The organism is Cupriavidus sp. NPDC089707 (assembly GCF_044748965.1).
GTDB lineage: Bacteria > Pseudomonadota > Gammaproteobacteria > Burkholderiales > Burkholderiaceae > Cupriavidus.
This window is the reverse complement of record NZ_JBIVHB010000037.1, coordinates 1-14155: the sequence shown is the minus strand read 5'-3', so window position 1 is coordinate 14155 and position 14155 is coordinate 1. Positions and strand designations below refer to the sequence as shown.

Genomic DNA, 14155 nt, shown 5'->3' with positions numbered 1-14155 from the left:
CCTGACCGAACGCGAGAACGATCATGACCCGCCCCCAATCTTCCGGCCGCCTGGGCCGCTTCGTCGATGCCTGCGCCGGCGTGCTGATGCACCGGCGCCGCCTGCTGCTGTTGCTGTGTCTGGCCGTGACCGTGGCGCTGGGCTTCTCGGCCACGCGCCTGCGGCTCGATCCCGGCTTCAACAAGATGATCCCGCTGCAGCACCCTTACATGCAGGTGTTCACCAAGTACGCGAGCACCTTCTCCGGTGCCAATACGGTGCTGGTGAGCCTGCGCTGGAAGGGCGATGGCGACATCTACAACGCCGCCTTCATGGACAAGCTGCGCCACGCCACCGATGAAGTGTTCTTCATCCCCGGCGTGGACCGCTCGCGCGTGTTCTCGCTGTTTACGCCCAACGTGCGCTACACCGAGGTGACCGAGGCAGGCTTCCGCGGCGACGTGGTCGTGCCGGGGCGCTTCTCCGGCACGCCGGCCGAGCTCGACAAGGTGCGGCGCAACGTGGCGCGCTCCGGGCAGATCGGGCGGCTGGTCAGCAATGACCTCAAGTCCGCGCTGATCCGCGCGGAGCTGCGCGAGACCGATCCCGCCACCGGCAAGACCATCGACTACGGCTCCGTCGCGCGCCAGCTGGAGAAGATCCGCGCGCAATTCAGCGGCCAGGACGTCGAAGTCAGTATCGTCGGCTTCGCCAAGCTGGTGGGCGATGTCGAGGAGGGCATCGCCGGCGTGATGGGCTTCTTCGCGCTGGCCTTTGCCGTCACGGCGCTGCTGCTGTGGCTGTACACGCGCTCGCTGCGCACTACCGTGCTGGCGCTGGTGGTGGCGCTGCTGCCGGTGGGCTGGCTGCTGGGCCTGCTGCCGCTGCTGGGCTATGGCATCGACCCGATGTCGATCCTGGTGCCGTTCCTGATTTTCTCGATCGGGGTCTCGCACGCGGTGCAGATGACCAATGCCTGGAAGCAGGAGGTGGTGCAGGGGCACAGCCCGCTCGACAGCGCCAGCGCGGCCTTTCGCAAGTTGTTCATCCCCGGCACGGTGGCGCTGCTGACCAATGCGCTGGGCTTCATGGTCATCATGCGCATTGAGATCGATATCGTGCGCGAGCTTGGCATCACCGCCTGCCTGGGCGTGCTGCTGATGATCGTGACCAACAAGGTGTTCCTGCCGATCCTGCTGTCGTACACGCGGCTGGAGCCATCGGCGCTGGCACGGTCGCAGGCGCGGCGCGCGCAGGGTGGCGGGGGGCTGTGGCAGAAATTCGGCGCATTGGCGCGTCCGGCGCCCGCACTCGGCGTTTTCGTCGCCGCGCTGGCGCTGCTGGCGGCAGGCGCGATCGAGTCGCGCGGCCTGAAGATCGGCGATGTCGGCAGCGGCGCGCCGGAGCTGCGCGCGGATTCGCGCTACAACCGCGACAGCGCCAGCATCGTGAGCCAGTACAACATCGGCTCGGATGCGCTGACCGTGGTGGTGGAGCCTACCGGCTTCGACGACGGCTGCCTGCACTACCCGGTGATGAGCGCGGTGGAGCGCTTCGAGATGCATATGCGCGGCGTGTCGGGCGTGCAGTCGGTGGTGAGCGTGTCGTCGCTGGCCAAGGTGGTGATCGGCGCCTACAACGAGGGCAACCCGCGCTGGGAGGCACTGCCGCGCAGCAGCGAAGGCCTGGGCCAGGGCGCCAAGGCCTACGACCCGGACAACGGCATGAACACGTCCAACTGCCAGGCGATCCAGGTCCTGATCTACACCGCCAACCATGAGGGCGCGACCATCGCCCACATAATCCGTGAAATCCGCAGCTTTACCGCCGCCGACAAGACTCCCAATGTCGCGTTCCGGCTGGCGGGCGGAAATATCGGCGTGATGGCCGCCACCAACGAGGCCGTGGAAGAAGCCGAGGTGGCGATGCTGCTGGCGATCTTCGGCGCGATCACGCTGCTGTGCCTGCTGACGTTCCGCTCGTGGCGCGCGGTGCTGTGCATCATCGTGCCGCTGACGCTGGTGTCGGTGCTGTGCAATGCGCTGATGGCGCGCCTCGGCATCGGCTTGAAGGTGTCGACGCTGCCGGTCATCACGCTGGGCGTCGGCGTTGGCGTGGACTATGGCATCTACCTGTACGAGCGCATCCAGCACCAGATCCGCGAGGAGGGGCAGGCGTTGCCGCAGGCCTTCGCCGAGGCGATGCGCCAGCGCGGATCGGCAGCGCTGTTCACGGCGCTGACGATGTGCATCGGGGTCGGTACCTGGGCATTTGCCGCGCTCAAGTTCCAGGCCGACATGGGGATCCTGCTGGCCTTCATGTTCCTGGTGAACCTGTTCGGCGCGGTGTCGCTGCTGCCGGCGCTGGCCGCATGGCTGGGTGTCGAGGAGGAGGAACGCGCCCGCGTGGCGGCAGGTGTTGCAGCAGGCGGCGACACGACGCCGCCGGCACATGCCCTCAAATCCGATGCGGCCTGAACGCCACGGATGAAACCGGAGAGACAGCATGCACGATAGCCAGGCATCCGCAGCGTCGGCATTCACGCCGCTGCGCCTCGGGCCGCTCACGCTGCGCAACCGCTTCATCAAGGCGGGCGCCAATGAAGGCATGACGCCGCACGGCCTGCCGACGCAGGCGCTGGTCAGGCACCATCGCGATCTCGCCGCCGGCGGCGTGGGCATGACCACGGTGGCCTACGCCGCCGTGGCCGACGACGGGCTGACCTTCGCGCACCAGCTCAGCATGCGGCCTGAGCAGGTGCCGCACCTGCGCGTGCTGACCGACGCCGTGCATCGCGAAGGCGCGGCGGCCTGCCTGCAGATCACGCATGCGGGTTCGTTTACGACCATGCGCCACGGCGGCAGCCGCGCGCCGGGCAGTGCGTCTTCCGGCGTGAATGCGTTTGGCATGATGCACGGCGTGTATTTCCAGCGCGCCATGCGCGAGGCGGACATGGTGCGCGTGGCCGGCCAGTTTGCCGCGGCGGCGAGGCTGGCGCGCGAAGCCGGCTTCGACGCGGTCGAGATACACATGGGGCACGGCTACCTGCTCAACCAGTTCCTGTCGCCGCTGAGCAACCGGCGGCGCGACGCGTTTGGCGGCAGCGTGGAGAACCGCACCCGCTTCCCGGCCGCGGTGCTGCGGCAGGTCAAGGATGCCGTTGGCGACGGACTGGCCGTCTGCTGCAAGCTCAGCGTCAGCGACGGCGTGCCGGGCGGCAACCAGCCCGCGGATTCCGCCGTGACCGCGCGCATGCTGGAGGCGGAAGGGGCTGACCTGCTGACGCTCAGCGGCGGCCGCAATGTGGAAAGCCCGTGGGTGCTGTTCGGCAGCCCGATGCCCACGGCGCAGATGAAGGCCGCCGCCCCGACCGCGCTGGCGCGCTTCGGCATCACCATGCTGGAGCGAAGCACGCCGCGCGACCTGGCCTTCCGCGAGCTGTATTTCCTCGAGGCGTCGCGCGTGGTGCGGCAGGCAGTGCGCATGCCGCTGGCTTACGTCGGCGGCGTCAAGTCGCTCGACAACGTCGCGCAGCTGATGGCGGAAGGGTTCGACGCCATCGCGCTGGCACGAGCGCTGATCCACGATCCCGCGCTGATCGCCAACTGGCGCGGCGGCGCGGTGCGGCGCTCGGCCTGCGACAACTGCAATGGCTGCGTGGCCAGGATCTACGATCCCGCCGGCGTCAGCTGCGTGCATGGCCCGGGCAACGATCCGGCGCTGACGCGCCTTGTCGCACTGCAGTAGTCCGATGGGACGATGAGGCACTGGCCGGAGGCTCTTATCTTGAAGTTCCCACGGGATTTCAAGGAGACACCATGAGCCAAACCGGCATCAGCGGCTACAAGATCGAATCACGCCCGCCCGAGGCCCGCTACGCGCGCGGCTGGCATTGCCTCGGCCTGGCCGACGCCTACCGCGACGGCAAGCCGCACACACTGGATATCTTCGGCCGGCGCCTGGCGGCGTTCGCCGATTCGACCGGCGCCATCCGGGTGATCGACGGCCACTGCCCGCACATGGGCGCCGACCTCAGCACCGGCACCGTGCAGGGCGACAACCTGGTGTGCCCGTTCCACGGCTGGCAGTGGGGCGGCGACGGCGGCTGCAAGTCGATCCCCTACTGCAAGCGCGTGCCGCCCAAGGCGCGTGTCGGCGCATGGCAGACCTGCGAGCAGAACCGGCTGCTGTTTATCTGGCACGACCCCGAGGGCCGCGCGGCCCCGCCGGAGGTGGCGATTCCGCGCATCGACGCATGCTTCTCGCCGGAGTGGTCGGAATGGGCCATGGACGAAATGGTGATCCGCACCAACTGCCGGGAACTGGTCGACAACATCTCCGACATGGCGCATTTCGGCACCGTCCACGGCGCGCCGGTCGACTACTTTGCCAACCTGTTCGAGGATCACAAGGCCACGCAACTGATGATCGGGCGCAGCGCCAGGCTGTCGGGCGATGCGCAGCTGACGGCGTTGTCCACGTATTTCGGTCCGGCCTACCACATCACCGATATGAGCGGCCGCATGGGCGACCAGGAAATCAATTCCATCCTGCTCAACTGCCATGTGCCGATCGACCTGAACAGCTTCGTGCTCCGCTACGGCGTGCTGGTGAAGAAGATCCCGGGACTGAGCGACGAGCAGAACCGCGCCATGGCGCAAGCCTATGTGGACCAGGCCCGCGGCGCCTTCTATGAGGACGTGGCGATCTGGGACAGCAAGATCCGCATCGACAACCCGCTGCTGTGCGAGGGCGACGGCCCGATCTACCAGATGCGCGACTGGTATCAGCAGTTCTACACCGACGCTGAGCAGGTGCGACCGACCAGCGTGGCGCGGCGCGTGATCGAACTGAACCCGGGCAATATCCAGCCGCCGGTGCTGCGGCACGTGTTCGAGGGCTGACCATGAAGACCGCGGTCATTACCGGCGCCGCGTCCGGCATGGGCGCGGCCGTGCGCCAGCGCATGCTGGCCGACGGTTGCCGGGTCATCGGCGTCGACCTGCGCGACGCGGACATTCTTGCCGACCTTTCCACCGCGCAAGGGCGCGCTGCCGCGATCGATGCTGTGCTGTCGCATTCGGGCGGCCGCATCGACCAGTTGATCTGCTGCGCCGGCCTGGGCCCGCATGTCGATCCGGCGACGCTGGTGGCGTCGGTCAACTACTTTGGCGTAGTGGCACTGCTGGATGGCTTGTTCGACGCGCTGCGCCACGGCGAGGACCCGTGCGCCGTGGTGGTGTCTTCCAGTTCGGCCACGCTTCAGTCGTGGGAGGGCAGCCCATTGCGCGATGCCTACCTCGCCGGTGATGAGGCCGGCGTGCGCGCCATGCTGGCAGCTGCTGCCGCGGCGGAAGCGACGCGGGACCAGGCTGGCTATATCGCCTATGCCAGTTCCAAGCATGCGGTGACGGCGGCCGCGCGGCAACGTGCCGGGGCCTGGGGGCAGGCCGGTGTGCGGCTCAACGTGGTGGCGCCGGGGGCGGTGGAAACACCGCTGCTGCAGGCCGGGTTGAAGGATCCGCGCTACGGCGATGCCATCCGCGACTTCCTGCCGCCGCTGGGCCGCCGCGCGCAGCCGGAGGAGGTGGCGGGGGTGATTGCCTTCCTGTGCGGGCCGCAGACGGCCTATATGCACGGCAATGTTGTGTTCATTGATGGCGGCCTTGATGCCGTGCAGCGTCCGCTGACCTTCTGAAGCGGCGGCGTGTATCGATATCGCCGGTTTGCTTTGCTCTCCCGCTAGCGGGAGAGCAAAGCGTATGCGGAAGTCTCGGTTACCGCATACGCGCTCAAGCCCCTCGCCTTACCGCACATCCATCGCCATATTCTCGATCTCGCCAGTAGCGCCATAGCCTCGCGGAATTCGCCCACAGGCGATGGGCTGTCCTTGCCTGCATCGAACGGTTCGCTGATCTGCGGTGTTGCGAGTGAGGGGGGTGTTCATGGCGCATGGAGACGCCGGCGCGCGCCGTCACGGTAAGGCGCGCGTGCGGTGGCGAGGGAAGGGGGGAAGGGGGGAAAGGGGGAAAGGGAGAAAGGGAGAAAGGGAGAAAGGGAGAAAGGGAGAAAGGGAGAAAGGGGGATGCGGCACGGCCGGGCGAAGTCTCGCCCGGCCGGATCGTACGATATGGTCAGGTACCCGATCCGCGCGCGGCGTCCGGGGAGAAGAACGCTTCGCTGAACTCGGGGCTGTTGTTCAGCTGGAACATCGGACCTTCGTTGGTCAGGCGGTCCGCAAAGTAAGCGCCGGAAATCAGGTCATGGTAGAAGACCGCGGTCGGATGATAGCGGCGCGCATCGTAGGCGTAGACCGAGGCCTGGAGGTTGGTGCGCCACAGTTGGCCGCGGCCGTCGTAGTTGTCTGCGGCGAGGGCTTGCCAGGTGTCTTCGTCGAGATGCAGCACGCGCTTCGCATACTGGTGACGGAAGCCGGACTTGAGGGTTGCTTCCAGGATCCATACGCGATGCAGCTCGTAGCGCATGACGTCAGGGCTGGCGTGGCCGTTGGTCAGCAGGTCCTTGTACTTGATCGACGTGCTCAGCAGCTTGTAGTTGTGGTACGGGACATAGATCTCCTTCTTGCCGACGATCTTCCAGTTGTAGCGTTCGCCGGAGCCGTTGAAGAGGCGATCGTCATCCACGGTGCGGAAGCCGCCGGGGCCCTGCGGCTGGTCGAACCCGAATTCCGGCGCCTGGCGCACGCGCCGCGTGCCCGGATTGTAGATCCAGGTGCGGTTGGTGTCCGAGCCTTCCTGGTCCCACACGGCATAACCCACGATCACCTGGCCACGGTCACGCAGCGGCAGGTCGGTCGCGGTGCGGAAGAAGGAGCGCTCGTTCAGTGCGTTGTGCGGGTCGAACTTGCCGTTGTTGCGCGGCGAGAGGATGCTATACGAGACCCGTCCCCACGCGATCGAGCCATTCGGGTAGACCACGGCCTGGTCGTACTGCGCCTTCTCGGTGCCGACGGCCGACGAGAAGCGCTGGTTCCACAGCAGCTCCATTGCCGTCTTCGGGATCGGGTAGGGCACTTGCGGGCCCGCGTCCTTAAGTCCGTTGGCATCGCTCGTCATCTTGACGGTGGTGGCGTAGGTGCGGACGTCCTTGTAGACGGCGTCCTCGTAGCGGAAGTCGCGATGGCTCGGGTACACCGGCATCTTGAAAGTGTCGGGGTACTTCTTGAACAGCGCCTTCTGGCCGTCGGTCAGGCGTTCGGCATACTGCGCCATGTTCTGCGCGGTGATGACGAACAGCGGCTTCTCGTCGGCGTACGGGTCCGGATAGCGTTCGCCGCGCTGGTATTTGACGTTTGGCGGGGTGCCCAGCCATTTGCCGGCCCACGCAGGGACATCGCCGTCCTTGCTGGCGGCCCGCTCCGCGCCCATCGGCGTCAGGTTGCCGTCAAGCTGCTTGAGGTCTTCCGGGGTGACCTTCGCCCACGATGCCGCGGCCAGTGCCATGCTGGTCACCAGCAGGCTGCCGCGCAGCAGTCGATGTGTAGTGGATGTCATTGCAGTCTCGCTCCTAGGGGAATGGCCGGCGACGCCCGTGCCTGTGGTCACAGGGTAGTGATGGCGCCGCGGCCGGGAATCGTTGGAACGGACTAGTGGATTTCCCTAGCCTGGAGCGAGGGGTGAGTGCAGTGCCGGCAAGCAACGAGGGAGATGGAGAAAGCTGGGCGGAAAAAAGAAAAACGGCCGGGCAAGTGCCCGGCCTTCAGCCTTCTGACAGATTATCCATGTCGTTGCCGGTTTGCCCCCTCTCCCGCATGCGGGAGAGGGGCCGGGGGAGAGGGCCGGCGCCTGGCAAGCATCGCAGCGCCTCGCTTCGTGGAGACTCCTGCCCTCTCCCCCGCCCCTCTCCCATAAATGGGAGAGGGGAGACAACAATCGCAGCTTTGGCTTTGGAAGCGGCCGCTGACGGGGATCAGGCTTCCATCACTTCGCCGAAGCGCTGCAGATGGTAGTCGCTGTCGCCCAGCAACTGGTCCAGCATGGTCAGGCGCTTGAAGTAATCGCCCACGGACAGCTCGTCGGTCATGCCCATGCCGCCGTGCAGCTGCACCGCCTGCTGGCCGACAAAGCGACCGGCGCGCGCAACCGTTACCTTGGCGGCCGACAGCATGCGGCGGCGCGCGGCAGGATCGGTTTCGTCCAGCGCCTGCGCCGCCACGTAGGCCATCGACAGCGCCAGTTCCTTCTGCACCAGCATGTCGGCCATGCGGTGCTGCAGTGCCTGGAAGCTGGCCAGCGGCTTGCCGAACTGCTGGCGCGTGCCCAGGTATTCGCCGGTGATCTGGATCAGCTTTTCCATGGCGCCCGCACCCTCGGCGCACAGCGCGGCGATGCCGTGCTCCAGGCCGACGCCCAGCGCCGCCAGGCCGTCGGCGGCCTGGCCCACCAGTGCGCTGGCCGGCACGGTGACATTCTGCAGCGTGAGGTCGGCGGCGCGCAGGCCGTCGATGGTGGGATAGGCGGTCACGCCCAGGCCCTGGCTGTCGCGCGGCACCAGGAACAGTGCGATCTCGTTGCTGCCGGATACACGCGCGGTCAGCAGGTAGGCGTCGGCGGCGGCGCCGTGCCAGACCACGCTCTTGGTGCCGCTGATCAGGTAGCCGTCGCCGCTGCGCTCGGCGCTGGCGCGGGCCGATTCCGGGCGGTAGCGCGTGGTCGGCTCCAGGTAGGCCAGCGTGACGATGCGTTCGCCCGAGGCGATCGCGGGCAGCCATTCCTGCTTCTGCGCGGCGCTGCCGCTGGCGTTGAGGATGGCGGCGGCCATCAAGCTGGGCGTGACCGGCTCCAGCACCAGGCCGCGGCCCAGCTCGCGCTGCACCACCAGCTGGCTGGCGGGGCCTTCGCCGAAGCCGCCGAAATCCGCCGGCACGGTCAGGCCCAGCAGGCCCATTTCGGCCAGCTTGTTCCACACGCCGCGATCCAGGCTTTCGCCCTGGCGCGCGCTTTTGCGGCGGGCCTCGAAGGTGTATTCGGTATCGATGAAGCGACGCAGGCTGTCCGCCAGCATCTGTTGCTCTTCGCTGTAGGTGAAGTCCATGTCAGCTATCCCTTCAGAAGCCCAGGATCATCTTGGAGATGATGTTCTTCTGCACTTCGGTCGCGCCGCCGTAGATCGAGGTCTTGCGCATGTCGTAGTACGTAGAGGCGGCGGGGGCGGCCCACTCGGGGCCGGACACCGGCTGCGTCGCGCCCGGCTCGAGCCAGTCCGGCGAATACGGCCAGGCGTTGGGGCCGGCCACTTCCATCATCAGCATGCCCAGGTCCTGCTGCACCTCCGAGCCGCGGATCTTCACGATCGACGCTTCCGGTCCGGGCGTGCCGGCGGCCTGCGTGGCGACGCGCAGCAGCAGCATTTCCAGCGCCATGATGTCCATCTCGATACGGGCGATCTTGTCGCGCATGCGCACGTCTTCGATCAGCGGGCGGCCGGCGCCGTCGGTGGCCTGGCTGGCGTAGTGCTTGAGCTGGCGCAGCTCGCGGTGGCAGTGGCCGATGCCGGCAATGCCGGTGCGCTCGTGGCCGAGCAGGTATTTGGCGTAGGTCCAGGCGCGGTTCTCTTCGCCGACCAGGTTCTCGACCGGTACTTCCACGTCTTCAAACCAGGTCTCATTGACGTCGTGGCCGCCGTCGAGCGTCTTGATCGGGCGCACCGTCACGCCGGGCGACTTCATGTCGATCAGCAGCATGGAGATGCCTTCCTGCGCCTTGGCATCGGGATCGGTGCGCACCAGGCAGAAGATCCAGTCAGCGAAGTGGGCCATCGTGGTCCAGGTCTTCTGGCCGTTGACGATGTACTTGTCGCCGCGGCGCACGGCGCGGGTCTTCAGCGAGGCCAGGTCGGAGCCGGAGCCCGGCTCGGAGTAGCCCTGGCACCAGAAGTCTTCCACGCCCGGGATGCGCGGCAGGAAGCGCTGCTGCATCTCGGGGCTGGCGTATTTCATCAGCACCGGGCCGATCATGGTCAGGCCGAACGGCAGCATGCGCGGCGCGCCGGCGCGGAAGGTCTCGATTTCAAAGATCAGGCGCTGCAGCGCGGTCCAGCCGGTGCCGCCCCATTGCGTGGGCCAGGTGGGGGCGCCCCAGCCGTGTGCCTGCAGGATGCGGTGCCAGCGGACGTAGTCGTCCTTCTCGACGCGCTGGTGGTTGAGCACCTTGTTGCGGATGTCTTCCGGCAGGTTGGCCTGCACGAAAGCGCGGACTTCCTCGCGGAAGGCCTGTTCCTCGGCGGTGAAACGCAAATCCATCTGAATGTCCCCTTGTTACGCGGGCGGCCCGTTGCCGGCAAGCAACCGGTTGCGGCCCTAGGTGTGCCGGCCGATTGTAGGGCGCGGGCGCTGTCCGTTGCTTTATCAATCATAAAGCCGCCCTTCGTGCCGGCGGAACCACCTGAGCCGGGTGGTGGTGGTGGTTGTGGTGGTGGTGGTGGTGGTGGTGGTGGTGGTGGTGGTGCGGACGAACACGGCCTTAGCCAATTCCAAATACCGCGGGGGCCAGCCTTGGCGCAAACTGGCGCGGCCTGCTCAGGTGCGTCGGGGTGCATTCCGGCGCATTTGCCGCCGGCAAGCATTGCTGATCCAGCCGCGTATTTCGGCCGTATTTCAGCGGTACCTCAGCCGTATCTCAGCCGTATTCCAGCCGTATTCCAGCCGCATCCCGAACGAGCCAGCCGCATGTCTTCTTTCCGCCCCGAATACATCCACGATATCCCCCGCCACTGGGCCGCGCAGACGCCCGGCGCGCCTTGCCTGTACGAGAGCGGCGCCGTGATTACCTATGGCGAACTGTGGCAGCGCATCGAAGCGGCGCGCGACTGGCTGGCGGGGCAGGGCGTGGGCGAGGGCGACCGGGTCATGGTGATCGGCGAGAACTGCAATGAGATGGTGGTGACGCTGTTTGCCAGCAGCCTGCTGCATGCCTGGCCGATCCAGGTCAACGCGCGCCTGTCCGCGCGCGAGATCGACAATATCCGCGACCACGCCCGACCGGCGCTGGTGCTGTTCACGGGCCATGTGTCCGACGTGGCCGCCGCGCACGGTGCGCGGCTCGGCGCGCAAGCCAGCGGATGCCCCGTCTTTGCCGACGGCATGTTCGCACTGCGCGCTGCCGGTGCGCCGGAACGCGTGGCCGGCGAACAGGCGCGCCAGGTTGCTACGCTGATCTATACCTCCGGCACCACCGGCGCACCCAAGGGCGTGATGGTGCCGCACGCCGGCCTGACGCACTTTGCCCGCATCTCCGCCACCTCGCGCGACATGGGGCAGGCGGACGTGGCCTACGGGGCACTGCCGATGTCGCATATCTTCGGCATCGCTACCGTGCTGATGGCTACCCTCTACGCGGGTGCCGGCCTGGTCCTGCGCCCGCGCTTCGATGGCAACGATGTATTCGAGGCGCTGCAGACGCCCGGCGTCACCATCCTGCAGGGAGTGCCGACCATGTTTACGCGCGTCCTGGCGGTCGCCGCGGCGCACGGTGCCGGCCCCGGCAAGTATCCGCGCCTGCGCTACCTCTACACCGGCGGCGCGCCGCTCGATCCCACGCTCAAGCGCGACGTCGAGACGCTGTTCGGCCAGCCGCTGCACCACGGCTATGGCATCACCGAATATGCCGGCTCGCTGTTCATCACGCGCATGGAAGCGCCGCGCGCCGACTGCTCGGCCGGGCATATCGTCGAAGGCGTCGAGATCGAGATCACCGACGATGCCGGGACGCAACTGCCCGCGGGCGAGCGCGGCCAGATTCGCGTGCGTGGCCCGGGCGTGATGCTCGGCTACTACCTCAACCCTGAGCAGACGGCAGAGGCGCTATTGCCCGGCGGCTGGCTCAACACTGGCGACCTTGGCTACCTGGATGCCGACGGGGCGCTGTTTATCTCCGGCCGCTCCAAGGACCTGATCATCCGCTCGGGCTTCAACGTCTACCCGATCGAAGTCGAGTCGGTGATCAACGCCTTCCCCGGTGTACGCCAGTCGGCGGTGGTGGGGCGTCCCGACAGCGACGGCAATGAGGAAGTGGTCGCCTTTATCGAGACGCAGGAAGGCGCCAGCATCGATCCCAAGGCGCTCGACGCCTACCTGCGCGAAAGCCTGGCCCCGTACAAGCGCCCGGCCGAGATCCGCACCGTCGACGTCATTCCCACGACTGCGAGCGGCAAGCTGCTCAAGCAGCCGCTGCGCGCACTGCTGGACTGAGCCCGAATCCCCTGAGCCCGAATCCCCGAATCCCTGAATCCCTTAACCGCGGGCTGGCGTGACACGCCGGCCCGGGCATTTCAGCCTTACCTGGAGGAGACAACAATGAAATCCTGGACCACACTGGCGGCACTGACCACGACCCTGCTGCTGCAGGGCGCGGCCTGGGCGACTGACGCCTACCCCTCGCGGCCGGTCAAGCTGCTGGTGGGCTATGCCCCGGGCGGCCCGGTCGACACCGCCGCGCGCATCTACGCCGAGCAACTGGGCCGCGTGCTCAAGCAGCCGGTGGTGGTGGACAACCGCGCCGGCGCCAGCGGCGCCATTGCCGCCGACATGACCGCCAAGGCAACGCCGGACGGCTACACGATCTACTTCGTCGCCAGCCCGACCATGACCATGACCCCGCTGATCCAGCGTTCGGTCAATTTCAACCCGGTCAAGGACTTCACCTACATCGGCCTGATCACCGACTACACCAACGTGCTGCTGGTGAACAAGGACTTCCCGGCCAAGAACGTCGGCGAACTGGTCGACTACGCACGCAAGCACCCCCAGGACGTCTCGTTCGGCTCGGCTGGCGTGGGCGCTTCGAACCACCTGTCGGCGGAACTGCTGGCGCAGATGAATGGCGTGAAGATGCTGCACGTGCCGTACAAGGGCAATTCGCCGGCGATGGCGGATGTGATGAGCGGCAAGGTGACCTTCATGTTCGATATCACCGGCACCGCCATCGGCCATATCAACGGCGGCAAGGTGCGCGCGCTGGCGGTCACGTCGAAGACGCGCAATCCCGCGCTGCCCACGGTGCCGACCATGATCGAGTCCGGACAGAAGGACTATGACCTGACCGGCTGGTATGCGCTGGTCGGACCGCAGAAGCTGCCGGCGGATGTGGTCGACAAGCTGGTCAAGGCGCAGAAGGCGATCGGCGACGATCCGGCTTATCGGCAGCGTATGGCGGCGGGTGGGTATGACGTCAATGTCAGCACGCCGAAGCAGTTGGGGGATCGGATCCAGCGGGAGTTGGCGCTTTGGGGCGGGGTGGTGAAGAAGGCGGGGATTCAGGCGGATTGAGGGGTTGGGGGCGCTACGGTTGGCTTGGCGTCCTTTCGCAGTGCCTGTGCATGTCGCCTTTGATTTGATGTTATCGGCCGTTGAACCGCCTGGTTCCGCCCTCCTGGGCGGGTCACTTTTTGGCCGAGCGCCAAAAAGTAACCAAAAAACGCGTCGCCTGAGCGGCTGGCTATCAATTTGGCGGCGTCGGTGGGTCGGGCGGTGGTGATTTCCGTTCGATGTGCTGGTGGTTCGACCCTGCTAACGCGCGGTGAGTCAGGGGCAGTGCCTGGCGTTAACCGGCTATTGAACGATCCCCATGCCGGGCGTAGGCCGCCTGCTACCCGGGATATCGGTGGGACGCCTTCGGCTGCGCTGCGCGCGGGCCCAAATGTGGCAGAGCGGCCGATCGATCGGCCATTGTCGCCGCCTAGCGAGCGAAGCGATGCGGGTCCGTGCCAGGGCACCTCGCCGGCGAGACTGAGCGGCGCGCAGCGCAGTCGTAGGCGATGACGCGATGCCGCAGGTAGCAGGCGGCCTACACCCGTCCTGGGGATTGTTCAAAAGTGGGTATTCGCCAGGCACCCACACTCACTCACCTGGCGTAGCAGGTTGGAATCGCGACTGCGCTTCACTGAGACCAAAGCCGCCCATATCACCAGAAGCGCCAAATTGGCCCAGCCAGCCGCTCAGGCGACGCGTTTTTTGGTAACTTGCAAAGCCTTGTCTGGCGCGGTTTTCCGGGTAGGACCCGGACCTGTCTACAAGACTGCCTACAAAAAACGGCGCCTATTGGGTCACATGGCTGGCTGGCAACCTAGTGTCCTGCGTCAGAAATTCGCAGACAAAATCGCCTGATGCTGGCGAGGATGTCATCGGCGGACTTCGTCCACACGAAAGGCGTGGGGTTGG

The 14155-nt window shown here is 66.6% G+C and carries 9 protein-coding genes; 6 read left to right on the top strand and 3 right to left on the bottom strand.

Going from position 1 to position 14155, the window contains the following annotated elements:
• The first annotated feature begins 23 nt into the window (after window positions 1-23).
• The 4 genes from ACIP1U_RS31040 to ACIP1U_RS31025 all read left to right on the top strand — a co-directional run bounded on the left by ACIP1U_RS31040 (window position 24) and on the right by ACIP1U_RS31025 (window position 5677).
• The gene (locus tag ACIP1U_RS31040; protein WP_400323278.1) at window positions 24-2456 is read left to right on the top strand and encodes an RND family transporter; all 2433 of its coding nucleotides are present in this window, start codon (window positions 24-26) and stop codon (window positions 2454-2456) included.
• 28 nt (window positions 2457-2484) lie between these two features.
• Window positions 2485-3726, top strand: a complete 1242-nt coding sequence (locus ACIP1U_RS31035; protein ID WP_400323276.1) for an NADH:flavin oxidoreductase — start codon at window positions 2485-2487, stop codon at window positions 3724-3726.
• A 71-nt stretch (window positions 3727-3797) separates the two neighbouring features.
• A complete protein-coding gene (locus ACIP1U_RS31030; protein WP_400323273.1) occupies window positions 3798-4883 on the top strand; it encodes a Rieske 2Fe-2S domain-containing protein in 1086 nt (361 codons plus the stop codon).
• A gap of 2 nt (window positions 4884-4885) precedes the next feature.
• Window positions 4886-5677 (top strand): SDR family oxidoreductase, encoded by a 792-nt coding sequence (locus ACIP1U_RS31025; RefSeq protein ID WP_400323270.1) that lies wholly within the window; start codon window positions 4886-4888, stop codon window positions 5675-5677.
• Between the two features lie 436 nt (window positions 5678-6113).
• Here the strand turns inward: ACIP1U_RS31025 and ACIP1U_RS31020 are convergent, their stop codons facing one another.
• From ACIP1U_RS31020 to ACIP1U_RS31010, 3 genes are all read right to left on the bottom strand, one after another.
• On the bottom strand, window positions 6114-7493 hold the full coding sequence (locus ACIP1U_RS31020; protein ID WP_400323267.1) for a DUF1329 domain-containing protein: 1380 nt from the start codon (window positions 7491-7493) through the stop codon (window positions 6114-6116).
• A gap of 415 nt (window positions 7494-7908) precedes the next feature.
• Complete coding sequence (locus ACIP1U_RS31015; protein ID WP_400323264.1) at window positions 7909-9033, bottom strand: acyl-CoA dehydrogenase family protein; 1125 nt, start codon at window positions 9031-9033, stop codon at window positions 7909-7911.
• 13 nt (window positions 9034-9046) lie between these two features.
• Complete coding sequence (locus ACIP1U_RS31010) at window positions 9047-10240, bottom strand: acyl-CoA dehydrogenase family protein (RefSeq protein ID WP_400323262.1); 1194 nt, start codon at window positions 10238-10240, stop codon at window positions 9047-9049.
• A gap of 426 nt (window positions 10241-10666) precedes the next feature.
• Here ACIP1U_RS31010 and ACIP1U_RS31005 point away from each other — a divergent pair, with 426 nt between their 5' ends.
• Complete coding sequence (locus ACIP1U_RS31005; protein ID WP_400323259.1) at window positions 10667-12187, top strand: class I adenylate-forming enzyme family protein; 1521 nt, start codon at window positions 10667-10669, stop codon at window positions 12185-12187.
• Window positions 12188-12292: 105 nt separating this feature from the next.
• Window positions 12293-13264 carry a Bug family tripartite tricarboxylate transporter substrate binding protein gene (locus ACIP1U_RS31000; protein ID WP_400323256.1) on the top strand — a complete coding sequence of 324 codons (972 nt, stop codon included), beginning with the start codon at window positions 12293-12295 and terminating at the stop codon, window positions 13262-13264.
• Window positions 13265-14155 lie beyond the last annotated feature (891 nt).

Coding starts and splice junctions, on each gene's coding strand:
- ACIP1U_RS31035 (WP_400323276.1), top strand. CDS start 2,485: ATGCACGATAGCCAGGCATCCGCAGCGTCGGCATTCACGCCGCTGCGC.
- ACIP1U_RS31030 (WP_400323273.1), top strand. CDS start 3,798: ATGAGCCAAACCGGCATCAGCGGCTACAAGATCGAATCACGCCCGCCC.
- ACIP1U_RS31040 (WP_400323278.1), top strand. CDS start 24: ATGACCCGCCCCCAATCTTCCGGCCGCCTGGGCCGCTTCGTCGATGCC.
- ACIP1U_RS31020 (WP_400323267.1), bottom strand. CDS start 7,493: ATGACATCCACTACACATCGACTGCTGCGCGGCAGCCTGCTGGTGACC.
- ACIP1U_RS31005 (WP_400323259.1), top strand. CDS start 10,667: ATGTCTTCTTTCCGCCCCGAATACATCCACGATATCCCCCGCCACTGG.
- ACIP1U_RS31025 (WP_400323270.1), top strand. CDS start 4,886: ATGAAGACCGCGGTCATTACCGGCGCCGCGTCCGGCATGGGCGCGGCC.
- ACIP1U_RS31015 (WP_400323264.1), bottom strand. CDS start 9,033: ATGGACTTCACCTACAGCGAAGAGCAACAGATGCTGGCGGACAGCCTG.
- ACIP1U_RS31000 (WP_400323256.1), top strand. CDS start 12,293: ATGAAATCCTGGACCACACTGGCGGCACTGACCACGACCCTGCTGCTG.
- ACIP1U_RS31010 (WP_400323262.1), bottom strand. CDS start 10,240: ATGGATTTGCGTTTCACCGCCGAGGAACAGGCCTTCCGCGAGGAAGTC.